Annotated in this window: 19 protein-coding genes, 1 tRNA gene and 1 pseudogene; 8 read left to right on the plus strand and 13 right to left on the minus strand. The window is 70.5% G+C overall.

What is annotated here, in order from left to right; all coding sequences use genetic code 11:
• The first annotated feature begins 324 nt into the window (after positions 1 to 324).
• Complete coding sequence (gene acs, locus DEJ28_RS12305) at positions 325 to 2,286, plus strand: acetate--CoA ligase (RefSeq protein ID WP_111114783.1); 1,962 nt, start codon at positions 325 to 327, stop codon at positions 2,284 to 2,286.
• Between the two features lie 79 nt (positions 2,287 to 2,365).
• Here acs and DEJ28_RS12310 read toward each other — a convergent pair whose 3' ends face one another.
• Complete coding sequence (locus DEJ28_RS12310; RefSeq protein ID WP_111114782.1) at positions 2,366 to 2,827, minus strand: RidA family protein; 462 nt, start codon at positions 2,825 to 2,827, stop codon at positions 2,366 to 2,368.
• An 11-nt stretch (positions 2,828 to 2,838) separates the two neighbouring features.
• Positions 2,839 to 2,982: pseudogene (gene sp36 / locus DEJ28_RS12315) on the minus strand (Sp36 family protein); the annotation flags it as partial.
• 50 nt (positions 2,983 to 3,032) lie between these two features.
• On the opposite strand from sp36, the gene DEJ28_RS12320 reads away from it, so the two are divergent.
• The 7 genes from DEJ28_RS12320 (at position 3,033) to DEJ28_RS12350 (ending at position 10,240) form a co-directional block, all read left to right on the plus strand.
• Entirely contained in the window at positions 3,033 to 5,597 is a 2,565-nt protein-coding gene (locus tag DEJ28_RS12320; RefSeq protein WP_111114781.1) for a transglycosylase domain-containing protein, read from the plus strand.
• Positions 5,594 to 6,550, plus strand: a complete 957-nt coding sequence (locus tag DEJ28_RS12325; protein ID WP_111114780.1) for a metallophosphoesterase — start codon at positions 5,594 to 5,596, stop codon at positions 6,548 to 6,550. Before DEJ28_RS12320 ends, DEJ28_RS12325 begins: the two co-directional genes overlap by 4 nt.
• A 102-nt stretch (positions 6,551 to 6,652) precedes the next feature.
• A tRNA-Pro gene (locus DEJ28_RS12330) sits at positions 6,653 to 6,726 on the plus strand.
• 137 nt (positions 6,727 to 6,863) lie between these two features.
• A complete protein-coding gene (locus DEJ28_RS12335; RefSeq protein ID WP_111114779.1) occupies positions 6,864 to 7,364 on the plus strand; it encodes a hypothetical protein in 501 nt (166 codons plus the stop codon).
• Positions 7,365 to 7,453: 89 nt separating this feature from the next.
• Positions 7,454 to 8,479, plus strand: a complete 1,026-nt coding sequence (locus DEJ28_RS12340) for a sensor histidine kinase (RefSeq protein WP_111114778.1) — start codon at positions 7,454 to 7,456, stop codon at positions 8,477 to 8,479.
• A complete protein-coding gene (locus DEJ28_RS12345) occupies positions 8,476 to 9,126 on the plus strand; it encodes a response regulator transcription factor (RefSeq protein ID WP_146248807.1) in 651 nt (216 codons plus the stop codon). Before DEJ28_RS12340 ends, DEJ28_RS12345 begins: the two co-directional genes overlap by 4 nt.
• 121 nt (positions 9,127 to 9,247) lie before the next feature.
• Positions 9,248 to 10,240 (plus strand): IS481 family transposase, encoded by a 993-nt coding sequence (locus tag DEJ28_RS12350; RefSeq protein ID WP_284180745.1) that lies wholly within the window; start codon positions 9,248 to 9,250, stop codon positions 10,238 to 10,240.
• A 4-nt stretch (positions 10,241 to 10,244) separates the two neighbouring features.
• Here the strand turns inward: DEJ28_RS12350 and DEJ28_RS12355 are convergent, their stop codons facing one another.
• The 11 genes from DEJ28_RS12355 to DEJ28_RS12405 form a co-directional block, all read right to left on the minus strand.
• Positions 10,245 to 11,288, minus strand: coding sequence for an LLM class flavin-dependent oxidoreductase (locus DEJ28_RS12355; protein ID WP_111115992.1), 1,044 nt, complete (start codon positions 11,286 to 11,288; stop codon positions 10,245 to 10,247).
• A 121-nt stretch (positions 11,289 to 11,409) separates the two neighbouring features.
• On the minus strand, positions 11,410 to 12,036 hold the full coding sequence (locus DEJ28_RS12360) for a thymidine kinase (RefSeq protein WP_111115991.1): 627 nt from the start codon (positions 12,034 to 12,036) through the stop codon (positions 11,410 to 11,412).
• On the minus strand, positions 12,036 to 12,737 hold the full coding sequence (locus DEJ28_RS12365; protein WP_258368098.1) for a response regulator transcription factor: 702 nt from the start codon (positions 12,735 to 12,737) through the stop codon (positions 12,036 to 12,038). The genes DEJ28_RS12360 and DEJ28_RS12365 overlap by 1 nt, the downstream gene beginning before the upstream one ends.
• Positions 12,724 to 13,869, minus strand: a complete 1,146-nt coding sequence (locus DEJ28_RS12370; RefSeq protein WP_111115990.1) for a hypothetical protein — start codon at positions 13,867 to 13,869, stop codon at positions 12,724 to 12,726. The genes DEJ28_RS12365 and DEJ28_RS12370 overlap by 14 nt, the downstream gene beginning before the upstream one ends.
• Positions 13,866 to 15,116, minus strand: coding sequence for a sensor histidine kinase (locus DEJ28_RS12375; protein WP_111115989.1), 1,251 nt, complete (start codon positions 15,114 to 15,116; stop codon positions 13,866 to 13,868). Before DEJ28_RS12375 ends, DEJ28_RS12370 begins: the two co-directional genes overlap by 4 nt.
• 157 nt (positions 15,117 to 15,273) lie before the next feature.
• The gene (locus DEJ28_RS12380; RefSeq protein ID WP_111115988.1) at positions 15,274 to 16,476 is read right to left on the minus strand and encodes an Rv2578c family radical SAM protein; all 1,203 of its coding nucleotides are present in this window, start codon (positions 16,474 to 16,476) and stop codon (positions 15,274 to 15,276) included.
• A 105-nt stretch (positions 16,477 to 16,581) separates the two neighbouring features.
• The gene (locus DEJ28_RS12385) at positions 16,582 to 18,069 is read right to left on the minus strand and encodes a malate:quinone oxidoreductase (RefSeq protein WP_111115987.1); all 1,488 of its coding nucleotides are present in this window, start codon (positions 18,067 to 18,069) and stop codon (positions 16,582 to 16,584) included.
• A gap of 55 nt (positions 18,070 to 18,124) precedes the next feature.
• The gene (locus DEJ28_RS12390) at positions 18,125 to 19,177 is read right to left on the minus strand and encodes an aspartate-semialdehyde dehydrogenase (protein ID WP_111115986.1); all 1,053 of its coding nucleotides are present in this window, start codon (positions 19,175 to 19,177) and stop codon (positions 18,125 to 18,127) included.
• A gap of 17 nt (positions 19,178 to 19,194) precedes the next feature.
• Complete coding sequence (locus tag DEJ28_RS12395; protein WP_111115985.1) at positions 19,195 to 20,460, minus strand: aspartate kinase; 1,266 nt, start codon at positions 20,458 to 20,460, stop codon at positions 19,195 to 19,197.
• A 163-nt stretch (positions 20,461 to 20,623) separates the two neighbouring features.
• The gene (gene recR, locus DEJ28_RS12400) at positions 20,624 to 21,223 is read right to left on the minus strand and encodes a recombination mediator RecR (protein ID WP_111115984.1); all 600 of its coding nucleotides are present in this window, start codon (positions 21,221 to 21,223) and stop codon (positions 20,624 to 20,626) included.
• Positions 21,223 to 24,042, minus strand: coding sequence for a DNA polymerase III subunit gamma and tau (locus DEJ28_RS12405; RefSeq protein WP_111115983.1), 2,820 nt, complete (start codon positions 24,040 to 24,042; stop codon positions 21,223 to 21,225). The genes recR and DEJ28_RS12405 overlap by 1 nt, the downstream gene beginning before the upstream one ends.
• Between the last annotated feature and the right edge of the window lie 5 nt (positions 24,043 to 24,047).

A 24,047-nucleotide genomic window follows, 5' to 3' on the forward strand; every position in this document is an offset into this window, starting at 1 on the left:
ACCGCACGCACCGGAGCCGTGCCCGGGAAAAAGAAGAGGCGGCACCGGTTGGGGGGAACAGGTGCCGCCAAGACATCGGTGGATTGGGGGGAATCCGAACCGTTGCCGCCGGAAACGAGTCCAGCGGGATCTACTGTACCCCATGATCGGGACTCCGGGACAACCCCCGAAACGCGAACGCGACGGCAACCACGTACGAAAGCGACGGCACGCGCCCGCGGACCCGACGGCACGCACCCGCACCGTCCCCGTCGTCACCGGCCACCGCCCGAGGGGTAGTCTCCCGACTGCACCCTGCGGCCGCAACGACGCGAAAGGACATCGATGTCCACTCCGACCCAGACCGATCCCCGCCATGACGGAGCACAGGACGGAGCGACCTTCCCGCCTCCGCCCGAGTTCGTCGCCGACGCGATCGCCGGCGAGGACCTGCACGAGGCCGCCGCCGCCGACCGCGAGGCGTTCTGGGCCGAGCAGTCCCGCACCCTCCTGGACTGGCGGACCCCCTTCACGCAGACCCTGGACTGGTCCGGTGCCCCGTTCGCGAAGTGGTTCGCCGACGGCACGCTCAACGTCGCCGAGAACTGCCTCGACCGGCACGTCCGCGCGGGCAACGGCGACCGGGTCGCGATCCACTTCGAGGGCGCACCCGGCGACACCCGTCGGATCACCTACGCCGAGCTGACCGCGGAGGTCCAGCGCGCGGCGAACATGCTCACGGACCTCGGTGTCGGACACGGCGACCGGGTGATCGTCTACCTCCCGCTCATCCCGGAGGCCGTGGTCACGATGCTCGCCGTCGCCCGGATCGGCGCGGTGCACTCCGTCGTCTTCGGCGGCTTCAGCGCGGAGAGCCTCCGCACCCGCATCGAGGACGCCGGCGCGAAGCTCGTCGTCACGGCAGACGGCGGGTGGCGTCGCGGTGCGGTGTCGGCGCTCAAGCCCGCGGTCGACGAGGCCCTCACCGGTGCGGGCACCGACAGCGTCGAGCACGTCCTCGTCGTCAAGCGCGGCGGCAACGAGATCGCCTGGAACGAGCGCGACCTGTGGTGGCACGACGAGCTCGCGAAGGCCGCTCCCGAGCACACCCCCGAGGCCTTCCCCGCCGAGAACCCGCTCTTCATCCTCTACACCTCGGGCACGACGGGGAAGCCGAAGGGCATCGTGCACACCTCGGGCGGCTACCTGACGCAGGCGGCGTACACGCACAAGAACGTGTTCGACATGCACCCGGAGAAGGACGTCTACTGGTGCACCGCCGACATCGGGTGGATCACCGGGCACTCCTACGTGGTCTACGGGCCCCTCGCGAACGGCGTCACGCAGGTCCTCTACGAGGGCACGCCGGACGAGCCGAAGCCCGGCCGCTGGTGGGACCTCGTCGACGCGTACGGCGTGACGGTCCTCTACACGGCGCCGACCGCGGTCCGCGCGGCGATGAAGGCCGGCCGTGAGATCCCCGAGGCCCGCAGCCTCGCGACCCTCCGCCTGCTCGGCAGCGTCGGCGAACCGATCAACCCCGAGGCCTGGCAGTGGTACCGGCAGGTCATCGGCCACGACCGCACGCCGATCGTCGACACGTGGTGGCAGACCGAGACGGGCGCGATCATGATCTCCGCCCTGCCCGGCGTCACGAAGCTCAAGCCCGGAGCGGCGCAGACGCCGCTGCCGGGCATCGTCGCCGAGATCGTCGACGACGACGGCAACCGTGCGGACCCCGGCGAGAGCGGCTACCTCACCATCACCGAGCCGTGGCCGTCGATGGCGCGCGGCATCTGGAACGACCCGGACCGGTTCGTCGAGACGTACTGGTCACGGTTCCCCGGCCGGTACTTCGCGGGCGACGGCGCACGGCTCGACGGCCAGGGCGACATCTGGGTGCAGGGGCGTGTCGACGACGTCATGAACGTCTCCGGGCACCGTCTGTCGACGGCCGAGATCGAGTCGGCCCTGGTCGGGCACGAGGGCGTCGCCGAGGCAGCGGTCGTCGGGGCCGCCGACGAGACGACCGGTCAGGCGGTGGTCGCGTTCGTGATCCTCACGGCCGAGGCGGCGGCGGACGTCGACCGCGAGTCCGCCTCGACGGAGCTCCGCAACTGGGTGGGCAAGCGCATCGGCGCGATCGCGAAGCCGCGGCAGGTCGTGATCGTCCCGGAGCTGCCGAAGACGCGCTCCGGCAAGATCATGCGTCGCCTCCTGCGCGACGCGGCCGAGGGCCGCCGCATCGGTGACACGACGACGCTGGCCGACCCGACGATCATGGCGACCATCGCGGAACTCATGTAGGTCTGCTCACGCAGGTCGCGCCTCCAGTCCGATGCAGACTGGAGGCGCGACTCGCGTGCGGTGCGTTGCTGACGGTCCGTCAGTCGGTGAGTTCCACCACCAGCTCGACCTCGACCGGTGCGTCCAGCGGCAGGACGGCGACGCCCACCGCGCTCCGCGCGTGGACACCGGCATCGCCGAAGACCTCGCCGACCAGGGTGGAGGCGCCGTTCGCGACGCCCGGCTGCCCCGTGAACGACGGGTCGGAGGCGACGAAGACCGTCACCTTGACGACCCGGGCGACGCGGTCGAGCGAGCCCGCGACCGACTGCACGGCGGCGAGCGCGTTGAGCACTGCCGTCCGGGCCTCGGCCGTGGCCGTCTCGGCGTCGACCGTCGCGCCGACCTTGCCGGTGACCGGCAGCGCGCCGTCCACGAACGGCAGCTGGCCGGCGGTGTAGACGTACTTGCCGGTGACCACGGCGGGCACGTACGCGGCCACCGGCGCGGCGACGGACGGGATCGTCAGGCCGAGTTCGGCGAGCCGGTCGGCGACGCTCACGCGTCGGCCTTCGGGCGCTTCAGGTAGGCGACGAGCCCGCCCTCGGGCCCGGTGACGACCTGGACCAGCTCCCAGCCCTCGTCCCCGAAGTTGTTGAGGATGGCGGTGGTGTTGTGGATGAGCAACGGAGCGGTGAAGTATTCCCAGCGAGTCATGGAGATCCTTGCCAGCCTTTCAGTCGGCGGTGTCGTTTAGGCTGCATCCTATGTCTGCCCAGAAGACGTCTGCCTCGCGGACCAAGCCCGTCTCTGCAGTCGGCGCCTTCGTCGGTTTCGTCGGTTTCAGCGTGCTCGCCGGTCTGCTCGTCACGATCGGGGTCACCCCGGCGATCGCGGTGGCCGGTGTCACCACGACGTCGACCATCGGCGTGTTCGAGTCCCTGCCGGAGTACATCGAGATCGGTGACCTCCCGCAGCGCAACGAGCTGTACGCGTACCAGGGCGGCAAGTCGGTGCACTTCGCGACGGTCTACGACCAGAACCGCCAAGAGCTCAAGTTCGACCAGATCAGCGACCAGCTGAAGAACGCGGCCATCGACGGCGAGGACAAGCGCTTCTACGAGCACGGCGGCGTCGACATGACCTCGCTGGTCCGCGCGGGCGTCGGTTCGCTCGCGGGCGGCCTCGGCGAGTCCGGCGGTGGCTCGACGCTGACGATGCAGCTCGTCCGCAACATCAAGATGAACCAGGCGCTCGAGCTCCCGACGCAGGAAGAGCGCCTCAAGGCCTACAACGACGCGGTCGAGCAGACCATCCCCCGCAAGCTCGAGGAGATGAAGCTCGCGATCGGCCTCGCGAAGAAGTACACGCACAAGGAGATCCTCACCGGGTACCTCAACATCGCGTACTTCGGCGACCAGACCTACGGCGTGCAGGCCGCGGCGCAGCACTACTACAACAAGAGCGCGACCGACCTGACGCCGGCCGAGGCAGCCTCGATCCTCGCGATCGTGCAGTCCCCGAACACGCGCAACCTGTCGAACCCCAAGTACTACGACGCCAACGTCGCGCGCCGGAACGTCATCCTCAAGTCGATGTACGCCCAGAACCACCTGACGAAGGCCGACTACGACAAGGCCGTCGCGTCGAACCCGAAGGACTACGTCCACCTGACCGAGCCGGCACAGGGCTGCCGCGCCTCCGTCGGTGATGGCTCGCAGTTCTTCTGCGACTACGCCGTCAAGGTCGTCAAGGAGATGTCGCAGCTGGGCGCCACCCAGAAAGAGCGCGCCGCGGCGTGGCGCAACGGTGGGTACAAGATCCAAACCACGCTGAACATCGATCTGAACGCGAAGCAGAAGGAAATCCTCAACACCTACGACAACAAGGCCGAGACACAACTCGCGCTCGGTTCGACGCTGAACTCGATTGAGGCCGGCACTGGCCGCATCCTCACGATGGCGCAGAACAAGGACTACGACCAGTCGTTGAAGTCTGCTTCCACATCGACGTCGATCAACTACAGCGTCGACTACAAGTACGGCAACTCCGGCGGCTTCCAGACCGGCTCGACGTACAAGCTGTTCACCCTGCTCGCGTGGCTCAAGGCCGGTCACGGCCTGAACGAGACCGTGAGCGGGACACCTCGGTTGATGTCGTCCGGGTGGACCGAATGTGGTCAGCCCTACTACGCGGGTGGCTACACGCCGAAGAACGACTCCCCCGGAGAGAGCGGCAACTACACGGTGGCGCGTGCGACTGCACTGTCCATCAACCTCGCCTTCCTGAACATGGCGCAAAAGCTCGACCTGTGCGACATCAAGGACGTCGCAGAGTCGCTCGGTGTGCATCGCGCCGATGGCGGCGACCTCAAGTCGAATCCGACCTCCGTCCTCGGCATCAACGAGATCGCACCGATGACCATGGCGGCCGCCTACGCCGGTGTGGCCAACAACGGTCTCTACTGCGCCCCGATCGCAATCGAGCAGATCACGAACGCCGATGGCAAGAAGCTCGGCGGGCAAACGAAGGACTGCAAGCAGGCAATCGAACCAGCTGTGGCGCAGGCGGCGGTGCTCGCCATGAAGGGCACGATTGCTGGCGGAACTGCCGTCGGCGCGCAGACCCCAGACGGCACGCAGCTGTTCGGCAAGACGGGCACCACCGACACGGCGAACCAGATCTGGCTCGTCGGATCGAGTTCGCGTGTCGCCACGGCCTACTGGCAGGGAAACACGAACGGCAAGGAGCTCAATCTCCGCCACTACAGCAATGGTGTCAACGGCACGTACGCCGGCGCACGTGCTGGTGTCTGGCGGATGGCACAGACCCCGGTCAACGCCGAGTACCCGGCCGGGCCGTTCACCAATCCCGACTCGTCGACGATCCGTGGGAACAGCAAGGCCGTTCCTGACGTTCAGGGCAAGAGCGCTGCGGACGCCAAGGCAGCGCTCGCGGGGTCTGGCTTCACGTACGTGGATGGCGGAGCGCAACCAGGAGCACAGCCGGTCGGCACCGTGACCTCGACATCGCCTTCCCCCGGGTCGCTGCTGTCGAGTGGGTCGAGTGTCACCGTCTACACATCGGACGGTTCGCAGATCGTGGTCCCCTCGGTTCCGGGCAAGAGCGTCGACGATGCCCGGTCGCAGCTCAACCAGGTCGGGTTCACGAACGTGGAGATCTCGGGCCAGTACGCCAAGGGCGGTGGCGGGAAGGAATGCCGCGTCGCATCCGTCGACCCGGGCGTCCACACGAACGCCGGCAAGGACTCGACGATCACGTTGACCCTCTACGGCGACAAGAACGGCAAGGCGCCCAAGGACTGCAAGTGACCCGCGGTCGCGCCGCGCTCGGGGTCGTCGCCGCCGGCGCGGCCGTCGGTGCCGCGACCGCGGCCTGGGGCACGCTCGTCGAGCGACGTCGCTTCGGCATCCGGTGGGAGACCGTCCCGGTCCTCCCGCCGGGGTCGCGCGACGTCGTGGTCCTGCACTTGTCCGACATCCACATGGCGCCGTGGCAGGCGGACAAGCAGCAGTGGCTGCGTGACCTCAGCCTCATCGAGCCGGACTTCATCGTGAACACCGGCGACAACCTCGGGCACCCGACGGCGAACGCTGCCGTCGAGTACGCGCTCGAGCCGTTCCGCGGTGTCCCCGGCGCCTTCGCGTACGGGTCGAACGACTTCTACGGGCCGTCACCCCGGAACCCGTTCAAGTACTTCTCCGGTCCGAGCCGCATGCACGCCGACAGCCGCCCGGTGGAGCTCGACATCGACCGGCAGACCGCGTTCTTCGAGTCACTCGGCTGGCTCGACGTCAACGACCAAGCGCACGCCATCGAGCTCCGCGGCTCACGCTTCGAGCTCTTCGGCACGTCGGACGCCCACCGCGAGTGGGACCGGCTCGACCTGCTCCCGACCAACGTCGACGAGATGCGCAGCGACGTCCCGTGGTCGGAGGACGAAGACGGCCCCTCCCCCGTCGCGATCGGCATCACGCACGCGCCGTACCGCCGCGTGCTCGACGCCTTCGTCACGCAGGGTGCGGACGTCATCTTCGCCGGGCACACCCACGGCGGTCAGGTGCAGGTCCCCGGGGTCGGTGCACTCGTCACGAACTGCGACCTGCCGCGCCGCTACGTCAGCGGCCTGCACAAGTGGCAGCACCGCGGGCACTGGTCGTGGCTCGAGGTCTCCGCGGGTCTCGGCACGTCGATCTACGCGCCCGTCCGGTTCGCCTGCCGGCCCGAAGCGGTCGTCATCACCCTGACGGCTCGCACCGACTGACACACGTCGGCACGACGCGCCCGGGAGTTCAGCGCTGGTCACGAGCACCCCTGATCATCGGGTAGACTTCCATGGTTGCTCCGGTACGGAGCGACCACACCGCGGGGTGTGGCGCAGCTTGGTAGCGCGCCTCGTTCGGGACGAGGAGGTCGCAGGTTCAAATCCTGTCACCCCGACACTGTGTTGAGACAGTACGAAGTAGGCCCTGGTTCTCCGGAACCGGGGCCTACTGCTTTGTCGGACGTCTGTCAGATGTCGGTCTCGTCGGACCCCTATGCTGACCGACAGCCGCACACGTCCTGGGGGGTCCTCGATGCGCGTCCGAACCATCGTCGTGATCGGCCTCGTCGTGACGCTGATCGCATCCATCGTCGTCGCCCGGCGGAGCGGCACCGCCGAGGTGTCCGGCACGATGACCTCCTCCGTCCGCGACGTGCGCGACCGGCTCGAGGACGTCGCGGAGGTCAGCGCCAGCCGTGGCGAGTTCGACCGAGCACTGCGCTCGGGCGGCCTCTTCACCCAGCTGCTGCTCGATCCGACAGCGGACGACATCCGTTCGGTCGAGCCCGGACCGACCACCGCGGTCACGTCGATCCGGTGGACGGACGACGACACCGTCGAGCTCGAGATGTTCACCACCGGGCACACGTCGCGGATGACCGGCTTCTTCGGGGAACAGGCGACGAACGCCTTCGGGTGCGCTCGACTCGAGGCGCAGGTCGGGCGCAGTGCGAGCGCCCGCGCGATCCGTTGCGGTGCCGTGGTCCGGGCAGTCTTCGGCGAGCCGTGGGTCGAGGTCCGCCCGCGGCCATGACCACGACCACGGATGGTGTACAACCGAGGACACACGTCCGCCGCCCCCGGGCCTCGGCCGGTGCCGCGCAGGGATAGCCTCGGACCGCCATGCAGATCTCCGCACCCCTGTCCGCCGTCCTCACGCAGATCGGCGCCCGGTTCCCCGAGCTCGCCGACGACCCGCTCCTCGCACAGAACCTGTTCGAGAACGTCACGTCGATGGTCGCCGAGGCGCACGAACGCTACGCCGAGGGCGCCGACGCCAGCGTGGTGAGCGACCGGTACCTCGACCCCGCGCACCTGGCGACGGGTGCGCTGCACGCCGAACACGCCCAGCACCCGGCCGGGGCGATGCTCGCCGCCGAGGTCCTCTTCGACGCGTACCTGCCGGTCTTCGTCGACGAGGTAGGAGCAGGGACCACACACGAGGTTCTCCGCGCGACGCGGGCCCTGCACGCAGCGATCTGGAGCCGGTTCCCCGCCGGCGCGATCGCCTACACAGAAGCCCTCCGGCAGCGGGTGACGACGGCGCACATGGACTCACGGACACAGATCGCCCGCGACCTGCACGACCGCGTGGCGCACGGCATCCTCGCCGGGCTGCAGCGGCTCGACCTGGTGCTCCTGACCGATCCGCCCGCAGACGCCCGCAGCGAGCAGCTGGAGGCCGCCGGACGGCTCCTCCGTGGCGCCTTGACGGACGTGCAGGACCTGGCCGTCGCGCTGCACGCGCGTGTCGGCGAGGACCTGCTCGACGACGCGGTCCGGCGGCACGTCGCCGACCTCTTCCCCGGTGACGACCTGCTGACGGTGACGACCTCGGGCGCTCCCGTACCGCTGCCGAACTGGCGGGCCGAGGAAGCGCTGACGATCGTGCTCGAGGCCCTGACGAACCGGCGGAAGCACGCGCCGGGAGCGCCGTGCACCGTCGTGCTCACCTGGGCGGACGATCACGTGGTGGTCGTGATCGCCGACGACGGACCGGGCTTCGACACGAGCAGCACGTCCGACGGCCGCCTCGGGCAGCACACGATGCGCGAGCGCGCCGCAGTGATCGGCGCCGTGCTCGACGTCGAGAGCGCTCCCGGCGCCGGGACGACGGTCCGGCTCACCATCCCGAAGGGCACGATGTGACCGCCAACGACCGCTCCGTCAGTGCCACGACGGCCGTCACCCACGTCGCGATCGTCGACGACCACCGGCTCTTCCGCGAGGGGCTGGCGACGATCCTCGCCTCCGTGCCGACCATCCGGGTCGTGGCGCACGGGGAACGCCCCGCGGACGTGCTGGACTCCCCCGAGGTCGCAGCGATCGACGTGCTACTGCTCGACGTCGAGCTCGACGGCCCCCCGGCACGCACCACGATCGCCACGGTGCGCCGGAACCACCCGGGCATCGCAGTCGTCGTGCTGACGATGCACCGGGACGCCGTGCTCCGCCGAGCCCTGCTCGATGCCGGCGCGGTCGACTTCGTCACGAAGGACACCCCGAGCCGTGAACTCGTCGACCGCATCGTCCGGGCGACGAGCGCCGACGCGGCACCGGTGACGTTCCCGATCGACCTCGTCACCGAGGCCCGGGCGGGCTCACCGCTCAGCGACCGCGAACTCGAGGTCCTGCGGCTCGTCGCGGCCGCACGGTCGAACGCCGAGATCGCCACGGACCTCGGTCTCGCGGTCGGCACCGTGAAGCGCCACGTCTACAACGTGTTCCGGAAGCTCGACGTCGGTTCACGAGTGGCGGCGATCGCCACCGCAACCCGGCTCGGCCTGCTCGCCTAGGTGTACTGCCCAGGGACGTTGGTTGATCTGCGGGGACTCGCGGTTGTCATAGCAGCGTGAGAAGGACCTCCTGCGGTGGAGTGGAGCTGCTTAGTTCACGCACTCTCCGCAGGAGGTCCTCATGTCCCACGCTAACGCTGCGCTGACACCGCGCGCGCGTCTCCGGCTCGCGCGCCTCATCGTCGAGGATGGCTGGCCCATCCGACACGCAGCCGTGTTCTTCCACGTGTCCTGGCCGACGGCGAAGCGGTGGGCCGATCGGTACGCGGCAATGGGCGAGGCCGGCATGCAGGACCGGTCCTCTCGACCACACCGATCGCCGAACCGCACCCAACAAGCGCTCGTGAAACAGATCGTCGGACTCCGCTGGCGCAAACGGCTGGGGCCTGTCGCTATCGGCGGACGCCTGGGCATGCCGGCGTCCACGGTGCATGCCGTGCTGACACGGTGCCGGGTCAACCGGCTGCACCACATCGACGTCCGGACCGGGGAGCAGGTGCGCCGATACGAGCACGAGTATCCCGGCTCGATGATCCACGTCGACGTGAAGAAGCTCGGCAACATCCCTGACGGCGGCGGATGGCGCTTCGTCGGCCGAGCCCAGGGCGGGAAGAACCGAGCAGCGACTCCAGGGACAGGCCGCAGCAAGTACCGCGGAGTCCTCGTCGGAACTGCGTTCGTGCACACCGTCATCGACGACCACTCCCGCGTCGCCTACGCCGAGATCCACGAAGACGAGAAAGCGGTCACCGCGATCGGGGTGCTCCGCCGCGCGGTGTCGTGGTTCGCAGCTCGCGGCGTCCGAGTCGAACGCGTTCTCTCCGACAACGGGTCGGCTTACAAATCCCACGCCTGGCGTGATGCTTGCACCGAGCTCGGGATCACTCCGAAAAAGACCCGCCCATACCGGCCACAAACGAACGGCAAGATCGAGCGATTCCACCGCACACTCGCCGACGGATGGGCATTCTCACGCCACTACCCGACCGAAGCTGCACGCAGGAACGCGCTCCCGGGATGGCTGCATCACTACAATCACCACCGGCCCCACACCGCCATCGGGAACCGGTCACCCATCACACGATTGACCAACGTCCCTGGGCAGTACACCTAGGGCATCAGACCGACGCCGCAGTGCCCGCAGGCACGAGCCGCCCCTCGGCGTGCAGCGCCGCCACGACGTCGAGCGCCTGGTGCCGGTACCGAGCCTGCGCAGCACCGGGCGACACGATCACGCCGTTCGCCCCGGTCGACTCGACGAGCGCGTTGATCTTCGACGCGACCTCGTCCGCGTTGCCGTACGCCTGGCGCTCGGTGCGCGCCGCGATGAACCGCCGCTCGAGGTCGGAGAACTCGTACGCGCGGGCCTCGTCCATCGAGACCGGCTCGGGCTTCGCACCCTGACGCATCCGGATGAACGAGATCATCCCCGGGGCGCTCTGCTCCTCGATGACGGCGGGGTCCTCGTCGGTGACGACCTGCACGCCGATCAGCGCGTTCGGGGTGGCACGGAAGCGCGACGGCCGGAACGAGTCCCGGTAGAGCGCGAGGGCCGCCTCGGTGTTGTCGGAGGCGAAGTGGTGCGCGAAGGCGAACGAGATGCCGAGCGCCCCGGCGACCTGCGCGCTGTACCCGGAGGACCCGAGCAGCCAGAACTCCGGCACGTCGCCGTAACCGGGCACGGCACGGATCCGCGAGAGCGGGTTGTCGGCGTCCATCCCGGTGAAGAACCCGACGAGGTCGGCGAGCCGGTCCGGGAAGTCGTCGACGTCGAGCCGGTCGGTGCGGCGGAGCGCCATCGCGGTCGCCCCGTCGGTGCCGGGAGCCCGCCCGAGGCCGAGGTCGACGCGGTCGCCGTAGAGCGCCCGGAGGGTCCCGAACTGCTCGGCGACGACGAGCGGCGCGTGGTTCGGCAGCATGACCCCGCCGGAGCCGATCCGGATCGTCGAGGTCGCGGCGCCCACGGCGCTCAGGAGCACCGCCGGCGCGGAGGACGTGATCCCCGGCATGCCGTGGTGCTCGGCCACCCAGAAGCGTTCGTAGCCGAGTTTCTCGGCGTGCACCGCCATGTCGATGGAACCCTGCAGGGCCTCGGTGTTGGACTGGCCGTACTCGCGGGTGGCGAGGTCGAGGACGGACAGGTGCACGGATGCGTCGCTCATGTGGTCACCAACGTCGGCCGGCCGGCGTGCATTCCGCACCACCCACCGGCCTGGAGGCGCGGGGCGGGCCCGCACCGTGCCTCCCGGCCGCCCTTCGGTCGCGTCTGTGCGACGCGACCCGTCAGTCGCCGTCGAGGCGACCGCCGGACTCCGTCAGGTAGCAGTTCGCGCAGAGCGACTCGTAGGTGACGTCGACGCCGTCGATGGCGACCTGCGAGCCGTCGAAGACGAACCGGCCGTCCACCTTGCGGGCGTTGAAGACGGCCTTGCGTCCGCAGCGGCAGATGGTCTTGAGCTCCTCGAGGGAGTGCGCGACCTCGAGGAGGCGCGCGCTGCCCGGGAACGCCTCGGTGCGGAAGTCGGTGCGGATGCCGTAGGCGATCACCGGGACCTCGTCGAGGACGGCGATCCGGAGCAGGTCGTCGACCTGCCGGGGGGTGAGAAACTGCGCCTCGTCCACCAGGACGCAGCTCACCGGCCGCACCATGCCGTCGAGCCGGTCGGACTCGGGGTCCACCGCCCCCGCGTCGGTGACGGCGCTCCGGACGTCCGCGCCGGGCCCGAACACGATGTCGACGGTCCGGCTGACCCCGAGCCGCGAGACGATCTCACGGTCGCCCTTGGTGTCCACCGACGGCTTCGCGAGGAGGACCCGGTGCCCCCGCTCCTCGTAGTTGTAGGCGGCCTGGAGGAGCCCCGTGCTCTTGCCGCTGTTCATCGCGCCGTAGCGGAAGTAGAGCTTCGCCACTACGCGAGGAACCCGTCCTCGGCCGCACGGCGGATGAGGTCGGACTTCTTCGACGCCGGACGACCGACCTTGCTGTACTTCTCACGGACGCGACGGAGGTACGTCTTCGCGGTCTCGTACTGCACGTTCATCTGCGCCGCGACCTCGTTCGTCGAGTAGCCGGACACGTAGAGGCGCAGCGCCTCTTCCTCGCCGTGGCTGAGCTTCGGCCGCTGGTGGGCGTTCGCCCCGGTCGGGAGCGGCCGCCAGTCGCGCTGCGGCGGGGTCTCGCGGGCGACACCCATGATCTCGCGGGCGACGTCCATGACCTCGCGCATCGGCAGCGACTTCGACAGGAAGGCGGCGGCGCCGGCCGCGAGTGCGCGGTCGCGGGACTCACGGCTGTCGACGCTCGACAGGACGATCACCTTCGCGCCGGCGGCACGGCAGGTGCGCACGCGGGCTTCGATCGAGACCGGTTCCTTGAGCTGGAAGTCGAGGAACACCAGGTCCGTCGGGAAGTTCTCGCTGTGCACCATCTCCAGCCACGTGTGGGCGGTGAGGGCGAGGTCGAAGTCGAAGGCGTTCACCGCGATCCAGCTGGACAGGCTGTCCAACAGCACCTCGTGGTCATCGAGGATCGCCAGCCGCACGCGTCGTGTCCCCGGGTTCGGCAGGGCGGGCGCCCCGTCCGTGATCCGGCTCGGGTCAGTGCTGGTCATAGGAGAACCTTAATGCGAGGGCGGAGGGTCGGACCGCGACGTCCAGGTCGGGGAACGTGACGCGGAGGACCGCGAAGTACGGGTCGAAGGTGCGGTGGATGCCGACGTCGGAGGCCGCGGCGACGAGGTCGATCGCGACGGAGACCCGGCGGCGCTCGTCGGAGCCGTCGTCGCGTGCCGGTCGGATCGTCGCGCGGAAGCCCGCCGGGTCCACCACGGGGGCGCGGAGCGCGGCACGGAGGAACGTGCGGAGCACGGTGCGCTGGTCGGCGTCGAGTGTGGCGATGAGTCCGTCGGGGTCGTCCACCACGGCCTTGCCCCCGCCGTCAACGGCCACCGCGTGCTCGAACCACGTCCGGTCGGCGTCCGCCACCATCGACCGCCGGATGCCGTCGGCGATGAGGCGGGCCCGGGCTCGGTCCGCGTCGGTGATCACGTCCCTGGTGCGGAGCTCGGCGAAGAACGGTGCGACGTCCCGCGCGAGGATGGTCGAGCGGTCCTGCTGGACGCTCGCCGCGATGCCGTCCCGCTCCGCACGCTCGACGGAGTACGACCCCGCGCGGATCTGCACGCGCTCGGCGAGGCCGGCGAACGTCCACGCGAACACCGCCGACGCCGCGGTCAGCACGAGGGTCGGCGCCGCGGCCAGGAACGCCGCGACCGCCACGGGCACGTGGTGCGGGAACACCGCAGCCCCGACGCCCCATGCCCCACCCGCGACCACGGCGAGGACGAGCCCGCCCACCGCCAGGTCCGTCCACGGGCGGTACGGCGCCGCCATCACGATGCCGGTCGCGGTCAGCAGGGACATGAAGTCGTTCAGGGCACTGCGGTCCGGCCCCCACTGCGCCGCGACGCTCGTCACCGTCGCGGCGGCCAGCAGAGCCACGTGGAGCACGAACGCCCACCGCGGGAACGGCGCGCGGAACGGGCTCGAGGCGACGAACACCACCGCGCCCGAGGCGGCCACGAGCAGCACCGTCAGCGCACTCAGCGTCGGACTGCCGACGACGTCGCGGCTGAAGACCGACGCCAGGATCGCCCACAGGACACCGCCCGCACCGAGGACGATCGCCAGCGGGCGGGACCCCATCGCGCCGAGCGGGTCGTACTGCTGCGCCGTACGGGTCACCGGTCGGCCTCGTCCCCGTCGTCGGTCGCCGTCGCGGTCGTGGTCGTGGTCGCCGTGCGCGCCGCCCCGGTGAGCGCTCCGTACGGCACCGACATCATGACGCTCGTGCCGGACCCCGGCGACGACCACACCTGGACGTCCCCACCGACGCGGCTGATCCGTTCGCGCACGGACCCGCGCAGCCCCATCCGGTCCGGGCTCGTCGCCGACTCGTCGAACCCGCGCCCGTCGTCGACGACCATCACGGTGCACGCCACCCCGTCGTCGAACACGCTCACCTCGGCCGCGTCCACGCCAGCGTGCTTGTGGACGTTCGCCAGGCACTGCGAGACGGCACGGAGCACCGCCGTCATCGCGGGCTGGTCCAGCCGTGTGAACGCGGCGGGGTCGCCGGTGACGGTGACGTCGAGCCCACCGGCGCGGTGGTCGGCGACCATCCGCTCGAACGCCTCGACCGCCGCCCCGGGCTCCGGCCGCCTCGGCTGCGTGTCGGGCGCGAGCCACGCCTTGCCGGTGAGCATCGCGACGTCGGCCTCGACTGTGCGGGCGAGCTGCGGGTGCATCGGGCCGTCCGGCGCGAGGGCGATGGCGCCGAGGTGGTTGAGCACGGTGTCGTGCAGGATCGCGGCTGCCTCGGCCTCGACGCCGGCGCGGTAGGCGGAGACGTGCTCCTCGCGCGCGGACCGGAGGAGCTCCGGCTGCACACGCTCGGACCGAGCGGTGTTCCGACTCGTGAACAGCACGAGGGCGATCACGAACCCGAGCGTGATCCACGCGAACGCGAGAGGGTGCCCCGGGCCGCCCTCCTGCGCGATCGCGATCGACGTGGCCACGCGTCCGACGAGGAACCCGGCGACCGACCAGAGCACCACGCGGCCGGCGACCGCACCGGCGCCACCGACCAGCACGAGCGGGATGACCACCAGGGAGAGCAGGTACGAGCCCACCCAGCCGGCCGGGACCTCGCGTTGCACGACGACGGCGAACCACCACGCGCACACCCCGCCCACGACGAGGAAGGCGACGGCGGAGCGCCAGGTGCCGAACTGCACGTGCACGACGATCATGCCGAGCATCGGGACGAGCGCGAGCACCGCGCCCACCACTCCGACGTCGGGGTCGGCGAGGCGGAAGAGCAGGAGGGCCACCGCGGCCGCAGCCAGGGACCCGATCGCCGCGGCGTGGAAGGCCCGCACGGTCGACCACGCGTTGACCCGCGGAGCGAGGTGCGTGGGAATGCCGAGCACGAGTTGTGGGTCCTTCCGGACGAGTGGGAACGCCGCCCACGATCCAACCACCGTTGGCGGGATCGTGTACCCCGAAAGCCCGGGCGATCGGCGACCCGCTCGATGTTACCGGCACCGCGACGATCCAGGTGTCCCCCGAACGCGGACCCACGGGTACTCAGAAGAGTCGCGGCGAATCCGCGGTCGACGGCTGCGTGAGGCGTCGGTCGAACCCCGGGTCCGCGCGCTTCAGCGGCGACGTGACCGGGACGGACTGCTCGACGAGCTCGTCCGGGCGCCCGTCCCGCCCGTCACCCGCGCCGGTGCCGCGGCCTGCCACGACTCCCGCGTTCCGGTCACCCCCGCCGGTGCTCCGGTCGCCCGCCCGGTTCGAGAAACCCATCGACCCGGTTGCGGGGTCGACCCGCCCGAGCCCGAGGCCGTGCGCCCGGAGGATCGGCCGCACCCGCCCCGCCAGCCAGCGTCGGTAGTCCGCGGGCGCGTACGTGTTGTCGAGGTACATCGACCGGTACCGTGCCACCAGGTCGGGACGCGTCCGCCCGAGCCACGCGAACCACCACGGCTTCACGCCGGGTCGGAGGTGCAGCGCGGAGTACATGACGCTCGACGCCCCCGCTGCAGCCGCTCGGCCGATCGCATCGTCGAGGTGCGACCGGGTGTCGGTGATGTACGGCAGGACGGGCATGAGGAACACCGAGCAGTCGAGACCGGCGTCACGGATGGCCCGCACCGTCGCCAGCCGCGCCGAGGTCGTCGGGGTGCCGGGTTCGACCTGCTGCTGCAGTTCGTCGTCGTACACCGCGATCGACATCGCCAGGTCGACCGGCACGGACTTCGACGCCTCGACCAGCAGCGGGAGGTCGCGCCGGAGCAGCGTGCCCTTCGTCAGGATGCTGAACGGCGTGCCCGACTCGGCAAGCGCCCGGATCACCCCGGGCATCAGGCGGTACCGGCCCTCGGCCCGTTGGTACGGGTCGGTGTTCGTGCCGAGTGCGACCGGGTGTCGGTCCCAGGCCGGCTTCGTGAGTTCGCGGTGCAGGACGTCGGCCACGTTCGTCTTCACGACGATCTGCTGGTCGAAGTCCGCTCCCCCGTCGAACTCGAGGTAGGTGTGGGTGGGCCGGGCGAAGCAGTACACGCACGCGTGACTGCACCCGCGGTACGGGTTGATCGTCCAGCCGTAGGTGCCGCTGCCGTCGGCCGAGGGCACCCGGTTGAGGGCGCTCTTCGCCAGCACCTCGTGGAAGGTCACGCCGGCGAACTCCGGAGTCGTCACACTGCGGACGAACCCACTGTTGGACTCCATCCCCGGGAGCGCATCGCTCCGCGAGGCGTCGATCGCCTGCCCACTCCATCGCATGCCGCCATTCGAACACACGTTCGAACGCACTGCAAGCCGCGCCCGCGGACGCCGCGCCCGCGGACGCCGCGCGCGCCTGCAGGCCGCGCACTCCCTGCGGGCCGCTCAGTGGTGGAGGCCGAGCACCTTCGCCGTGCGCTCGAGCGTCTCGTCCGCGAGCGCCGGGTCGCTGCCGAGGTCCTGCCCGTAGGTCGGGACCATCGCGCGCACCGCGGATTCCCAACGGTCCCAGCGCTCCGGGAAGCACTTCTGCAGCATGCTCAGCATGATCGGCACGGCCGTCGAGGCCCCCGGGCTGGCACCGAGGAGCCCGGCGATCGAACCGTCGGCGGAGGTGATGACCTCGGTGCCGAACTGCAGCACGCCGCCCTTGGCCTTGTCCGGCTTGATGACCTGCACGCGCTGCCCCGCCGTGATCCGGTGCCAGTTCTCCGGCTCGGCGCTCGGCATGAAGTCACGCAGCGCATCGAACTTCGTCTGCTTCGACGCGAGCAGCTGCCCGATGAGGTACCGGACGAGGTCGAAGTTCGAGAACGCGACGCTCAGCATCGGTCGGAGGTTGTGCGGCCGGATGGACTTGAACAGGTCGAGGACCGAGCCCTGCTTGAGGAACTTCGGGCTGAACCCGGCGTACGGGCCGAACATGAGCGACGAGCCGCCGTCGACGATCCGGGTGTCCAGGTGCGGCACGGACATGGGCGGAGCACCGACGCTCGCCTTGCCGTAGACCTTCGCCGAGTGCTTCTGCACGACCTCGGGGTCGTCCGTCCGGAGGAACTCGCCGGACACAGGGAACCCGCCGTAGCCGCGGATCTCCGGGATGCCGGACTTCTGCAGCAGGTGCAGTGCCCCGCCGCCGGCGCCGACGAAGACGAACTTCGCGGCGATGCGCTGCGTCGACCGGCCGACGTCGTTGCGGACGTCGATGACCCAGCCCTCGGTAGTCTTCGACCGGGTCAGCTTCGTCACCTGGTGCGACGGCTCGAACTCGACCCCGTCGATCTCGAGCTGGTCGAACAGCTGCCGCGTGAGGGACCCGAAGTCGACGTCCGACCCGGCCGCCGAGTACGTCGCCGCGATCGGCTGGTCCTTCTTGCGACCCGGGATGAGCGCGGGGGCCCACTGACGGATCTGCGTCGGGTCGTCGGAGAACTCGATCCCCGCGAACAGCGGGTGGTCCTTCATGGCCTCGTACCGCTTCCGCATGTACTCGACGTTGTCGGCGCCCCACACGAAGGAGATGTGCGGCGTCGGGTTGATGAAGTTCGACGGCTCGGGGAGCGCGCCCGTCTCGACGAGGTGCGCCCAGAACTGCCGGGACACCTGGAACTGCTCGTTGACCGTGACGGCCTTCGCGATGTCGACGCGCCCGTCCGGCAGCTCGGGGGTGTAGTTCAGCTCACAGAGCGCGGAGTGCCCGGTCCCGGCGTTGTTCCACGGGTTCGAGCTCTCCTGCGCGACGGTGCCGAGGCGCTCGTAGACGCGGATCTTCCAGGAGGGTTCCAACCGGTGGATGATGGCGCCGAGCGTGGCGCTCATGATCCCTCCCCCGACCAGGACGACGTCGATCGGGTCCACCTGCTTCACTGCCACCCGTCGATCCTAGCCGCGTGGGATGTGCGCCGGGGCACCGAGGGCCCCGGCGTGCCTACGCGGTGACCGACCGGCGCGCGACGATCGTCTCGGCGATCTGCACCGCGTTGAGCGCAGCGCCCTTGCGGAGGTTGTCGTTGCTGACGAAGAGCACCAGGCCGTGTCCCTCGGGAGCCGACTGGTCCGCACGGATGCGCCCGACGAACGTCGGGTCCTGACCGGCCGCCTGCAGCGGCGTCGGGACCTCGGAGAGTTCGACGCCCGGCGCGTCGGCGAGGACCTCCGTCGCACGCTCCGGGGTCAGCGTGCGGTCGAACTCGGCGTGCACCGAGATCGAGTGCCCCGTGAAGACCGGCACGCGAACGCAGGTGCCGGCGACGAGCAGGTCGGGGAGCTCGAGGATCTTGCGGCTCTCGTTGCGGAGCTTCTTCTCCTCGTCGGTCTCGCCGAACCCGTCGTCGACGATGCTGCCCGCGAGCGGGATGACGTCGAAGGCGATCGGGCGGACGTACTTGACCGGCTCCGGGAACGTCACAGCGGACCCGTCGTGGGTGAGGGCCGCGGTGTCCTGCTCGAGCGCGGCCTTCGCCTGGCCGAGGAGTTCCTCGACACCGGCGAGTCCGGAGCCCGAGACCGCCTGGTAGGTGGTGGCGACGAGTCGACGGAGACCCGCCTCGGTGTCGAGCACCTTGAGGACCGGCATGATCGCCATCGTCGTGCAGTTCGGGTTCGCGATGATGCCCTTGGGCGCGGCGTCGATCGCGTGCGGGTTGACCTCGCTCACGACGAGCGGGACGTCCGGGTCCATCCGCCACGCACTGGAGTTGTCGACGACGAGTGCCCCCGCGGCGGCGAACTTCGGTGCGAGCGCACGGGAAGCGGTGGCCCCGGCGGAGAACAGCGCGATGTCGATGCCGGACGGGTCGGCAATCTCCGAGTCCTCGACGACGATCTCCTCGCCGCGGAACGGCAGGGTCGTGCCGGCGGACCGGGCGCTCGCGAAGAACCGGACGCGGTCGGCCGGGAACGCGCGCTCCTCGAGGAGACGGCGCATCACGGCACCGACCTGGCCGGTGGCGCCGACGACGGCGACGGTGAGGGTGCTCATGCTCTGCTCCTGCTGGTTCAGCGGCCGGTGCCGGCGTAGACGACGGCTTCCGAGTCGGCGTCGAGGCCGAACGCCTTGTGCACGACGCGCATCGCCTCGTTGAGGGTGTCGGCGCGGGTGACGACCGAGATGCGGATCTCCGACGTGGAGATCATCTCGATGTTGATCGACGCCTCGTGCAGGGCGCGGAAGAGCGCCGCGGAGACGCCCGCGTTGGTCCGCATGCCGGCGCCGACCAGGGCGAGCTTGCCGATCTGGTCGTCGTACTGGATGCCCTCGTACCCGATGTCGGCCTTGGCCACCTCGAGCGCCGTGAGGACACCCTGACCCTGGTCCTTCGGCAGCGTGAAGGAGATGTCCGTGCGACCGGTGACGGCCTCGGACACGTTCTGCACGATCATGTCGATGTTCGCGCCGGCGCGGGCGACGATCGTGAAGATCTCCGCTGCCTTGCCGGGGGTGTCGGGCACGCCGACGACGGTGATCTTGCCCTCGGAGAGGTCTCCGGCGATGCCGGTGATGATCGGTTCTTCCACGGTTTCCCCCTCTGCAGGGTTGTAGACGATGGTTCCCTCGGCGTTGCTGAACGACGAGCGGACGTGCAGGGTGACGCCGTGCCGACGGGCGTACTCGACGGCACGGATGTAGAGCACCTTCGCACCGGAGGCTGCGAGTTCCAGCATCTCCTCGCTGGTGATGCGGTCGACCTTCTGGGCCTTCGGCACCACACGCGGGTCCGCGGTGAAGATGCCGTCGACGTCGGTGTAGATCTCGCAGATGTCGGCGTCGAGCGCGGCCGCGAGCGCGACCGCCGTCGTGTCGGATCCGCCGCGGCCGAGCGTCGTGATCTCGCCCGTGGTGCGGTTGAAGCCCTGGAAGCCGGCGACGATCGCGACGTGCCCGGCGTCGAGGGCTTCGCGCACGCGCTTCGGCGTGACGTCGACGATGCGGGCCTTGCCGTGCTGGGCGTCGGTGAGCATGCCCGCCTGGCTGCCGGTGTAGGACGACGCTTCGACCCCGAGGCTCTTGATCGCCATCGCCAGCAGCGCCATCGAGATGCGCTCCCCCGCCGTGAGCAGCATGTCGAGCTCGCGGCCGGCCGGGATCGGCGTCACGGAGTGTGCGAGGTCGACGAGTTCGTCGGTGGTGTCACCCATCGCCGACACGGCCACGACGACGTCGTTGCCGGCCTTCTTCGTCTGGACGATCCGCTTCGCCACGCGCTTGATGCTCTCGGCGTCCGCGACGGACGATCCACCGAACTTCTGCACGATCAGGGCCACTGGCTGGTACTCCCGGAGACGACGTTCCCGCGACTGTGACGCGGTTTGACAATGGTAGACGGTGTTTCGCGGATGTTGCGTCAGAGCGGGCGCAGACGCAACGATCCTGCGTGGAAGCCGATGGACGCCAGCACTGGTCGGGCGCTCCACATGGGCCCGGCGGTCAGCCTCCGACGACGCGGCGGCCCTCGAACGCACGCCCGAGGGTGACCTCGTCGGCGTACTCCAGGTCACCGCCGACCGGCAGTCCGGAGGCCAGGCGGGTGGTGCGGATGCCCATCGGGACGAGCAACCGGCTGAGGTACGTCGCCGTCGCCTCGCCCTCGAGGTTGGGGTCGGTCGCGATGATGACCTCGTCCACGGTGCCGTCGGCCAGCCGCGTCATGAGCTGCTGGATGCGGAGGTCGTCCGGGCCGATGCCGTCGATCGGACTGATCGCGCCGCCGAGCACGTGGTACAGCCCGCGGAACTCCCGCGTGCGCTCGATCGCCGCGACGTCCTTGGCCTCTTCCACCACGCAGATCACCGCCGGCGACCGGCGGGGGTCACGGCAGATGCTGCACTGGACGTTCTCGGTGACGTTGCCGCAGATCTCGCAGAAGCGGACCCGCTCCTTGACGTCCGACAACAGCTCGGACAACCGGCTCGGATCGAACGACTCGGTCTGGAGGATGTGGAACGCGATGCGCTGCGCCGACTTCGGTCCGATGCCGGGGAGGCGACCGAACTCGTCGATGAGGTCCTGCACGATGCCGTCGTACATCAGGCGCCTTCCTCGTGGAGGGAGGTCTCCTCGATGAACTGAGCGTTCAGGATCTCACGGACGACGGCCTCGCCGTACCGACCTGCCACCGGGGTCCGACGGACCTGGGGTGCGGCCTGCCGCTGCGGTGCCGTCCGCTGCGCGACCTGCGGCGCTGCGGCCTGCGGTGCCACGCCCTGCGCCGACGGGCCCTGTGGCGGTGCACTGCGCGTCGCGGGAGCCGTCACCGGTCGCACCGGTGCGGCGGCGGGGCCGCCGGCGGCGTCCGGGTAGGGGTCGCCGTCACCGTACGGGTCGTCGTCGAGCGGGTAGTCGTCGACCGGCACGTCGTCGACGGGCGTCGCGGTGGACACCGGACGGCCTGGAGGCACGGCTCCCGTCGTCGACGCCGGCTGCGGTTCCGCTGCACCGGCTCCGGCACCGCTGGCTCCGGCACCGCTGGCTTCGGCACCGTCCGTCGGAGCAGCGGCCGGAGCGGCCGTCGCGGGGGCGACCGGTGCGGCTGCGCTCAGCGACGAGGCCGGGCGGAGCTGCGCCGCGAGGGCGGCGTCCGCCGCCGGGTCGGAGACGGTCGCCGCGGGGGCGACCGGCTCGCCGGTGTCCGTCGTGCCGAACGGCGCCGACCAGGAGCGCTCGCCGTCCGCGGGCGCCGCACCCGCCGTCGGGTCCGTCGCGGGGATGGTGGCGACGGCCCACTCGGTCACCGGGGCACCGGACGGCTCAGGCGTGGGCTTCGCGGCCGGCGCGGGTGAGGCCTGCGCAGGCTGCTGCGGGGCGGACTGCTGCGGCGCCGACTGCGTCGGAGCGGACTGCTGCGGCACGACCTGCTCCGGCGCGGGCTGCTGGGGAGCGGCCTGCTGGGGAGCGGCCTGCGGAGCGGGAGCGACCGGCGCTGCGGGAGCCGGAGTCCCCGCCGAGGGAGACTGCGACTGCGACTGCGACTGCGACTGCGACTGGGGCGCCTGGGGCTGCGCGGGACGCTGCTGTCCCGGTCCGCCGGGCCCACGCGCCACGAACTTCACGCGGAGTCCGAGCACGTCGACGATCGCCGACCGCAGGAGCTCGCTGACGCTCGTCGCCGGGTCGGACATCTCCTTGAACGAGGCGACGTCCTGCTGGCTCGGGAACGTGAGGGTGAGGACGTCCTCACGTAGGGCGGTGACCTGCGCGGTGACGACGACCGACCACGCCGAACGCTTCGCGCGCTGCACGTGCTCGACGATCTGCGGCCACGAGTCGCGGAGCTGCTGGAAGCCGACGGCACCGATCGGCCGCACGGCGGGCTCGTCACCGGCAGCCGTGCCCTGTCCGGTGGAGGACGTGTTGGCCGTGCCGGACGGCGTCGCGGGTGCGGCGGTCGAGGGGTGGTCCGACGGTGCCTCCGGTGCGCTCGGCACGACGGCGGCCCAGGACGCTGCGGCGTCGCGCGCGGCGTCGCCGGCGTCTGCCGTCGGGGTGCCTTCGAGCTCACGGGCGGCCGGTGTCGACGGCACGGGCTGCGCCGCCACCGGACGCTCGGGTGCGACAGCTGCGGGAGCCGGTGCTGCGACGGGCGCAGGTGCTGCGACCGGCGCGGTCGCTGCGACCGGCGGGCGCGACGCGGGGGCCGACGATGCCGGCATGGTCTCCGGGCCGGCCTGGTGTCCGCCGGCGTCCCCGACGCCGACACGACGCTCGAGCCGCTCGACCCGGGCGAGCGCACCGCGCTGGGTGTCGTCGGCCTCGGGCACGAGCATCCGCGCGGTCATCAGCTCGAGGTGGAGCCTGGGCGAGGTCGCACCGGTCATGTCGGTGAGGGCCCGGTTCGCGATGTCGGCCGCACGTGAGAGCCCGGTCGCTCCGAAGACGCCGGCCTGACGGGTCATCGTGTCGAGCTCGTCCGGCGAGATGCCGCGCAGCACGGCCGCGGCGCTCTCGTTCGTGGCAGCGACGACGATGAGGTCACGGAGTCGTTCGAGGAGGTCCTCGACGAAGCGACGCGGGTCCTGCCCGGTCTGCACGACGCGGTCGATCGCCGCGAAGGCCGACGCCGGGTCGGCCACGGCGAGCGCGTCCACGACGTCGTCGAGGAGCGCGGAGTCGGTGTACCCGAGGAGTGCGACCGCACGCTCGTAGGCGATGGCGCCGTCCTCGCTGCCGGCCATGAGCTGGTCGAGCAGGGACAGGGTGTCGCGGACCGAGCCGCCGCCGGCGCGGACGACCAGCGGGAGGACACCCGGCGCGACCGTCACGGACTCCTGTGTGCAGAGCTGCTCGACGTACTCGAGCATCGCGGCGGGCGGGACGAGGCGGAACGGGTAGTGGTGGGTGCGCGACCGGATGGTGCCGATGACCTTCTCGGGCTCGGTCGTCGCGAAGATGAACTTGACGTGCTCCGGCGGTTCCTCGACCAGCTTGAGGAGGGCGTTGAAGCCCTGCGGCGTCACCATGTGCGCCTCGTCGAGGATGAAGATCTTGTAGCGGTCGCGGGCCGGCGCGAACACCGCGCGGTCACGGAGGTCACGGGCGTCGTCGACACCGTTGTGACTGGCTGCGTCGATCTCGATCACGTCGAGCGAGCCGCTGCCGCCGCGGGCGAGCTCGACGCAGCTCGGGCACACGCCGCAGGGGGTGTCGGTGGGGCCCTCGGCACAGTTCAGGCAGCGCGCGAGGATGCGGGCGGACGTCGTCTTGCCGCAGCCGCGCGGACCGCTGAACAGGTACGCGTGGTTCACCCGGTTCGTGCGCAGCGCCGTCCGGAGCGGATCGGTGACCTGCGACTGTCCGATCAGCTCGGCGAAGTTCTCGGGCCGGTAACGGCGATACAGAGCGGTGACCACGCCCC

The organism is Curtobacterium sp. MCPF17_002, assembly GCF_003234115.2.
In the GTDB taxonomy this organism is placed as follows: Bacteria; Actinomycetota; Actinomycetes; order Actinomycetales; family Microbacteriaceae; genus Curtobacterium.

Coding starts and splice junctions, on each gene's coding strand:
- acs (WP_111114783.1), top strand. CDS start 325: ATGTCCACTCCGACCCAGACCGATCCCCGCCATGACGGAGCACAGGAC.
- DEJ28_RS12320 (WP_111114781.1), top strand. CDS start 3,033: ATGTCTGCCCAGAAGACGTCTGCCTCGCGGACCAAGCCCGTCTCTGCA.
- DEJ28_RS12335 (WP_111114779.1), top strand. CDS start 6,864: ATGCGCGTCCGAACCATCGTCGTGATCGGCCTCGTCGTGACGCTGATC.
- DEJ28_RS12340 (WP_111114778.1), top strand. CDS start 7,454: ATGCAGATCTCCGCACCCCTGTCCGCCGTCCTCACGCAGATCGGCGCC.
- DEJ28_RS12350 (WP_284180745.1), top strand. CDS start 9,248: ATGTCCCACGCTAACGCTGCGCTGACACCGCGCGCGCGTCTCCGGCTC.
- DEJ28_RS12355 (WP_111115992.1), bottom strand. CDS start 11,288: ATGAGCGACGCATCCGTGCACCTGTCCGTCCTCGACCTCGCCACCCGC.
- DEJ28_RS12365 (WP_258368098.1), bottom strand. CDS start 12,737: ATGACCAGCACTGACCCGAGCCGGATCACGGACGGGGCGCCCGCCCTG.
- DEJ28_RS12380 (WP_111115988.1), bottom strand. CDS start 16,476: ATGCGATGGAGTGGGCAGGCGATCGACGCCTCGCGGAGCGATGCGCTC.
- DEJ28_RS12390 (WP_111115986.1), bottom strand. CDS start 19,177: ATGAGCACCCTCACCGTCGCCGTCGTCGGCGCCACCGGCCAGGTCGGT.
- recR (WP_111115984.1), bottom strand. CDS start 21,223: ATGTACGACGGCATCGTGCAGGACCTCATCGACGAGTTCGGTCGCCTC.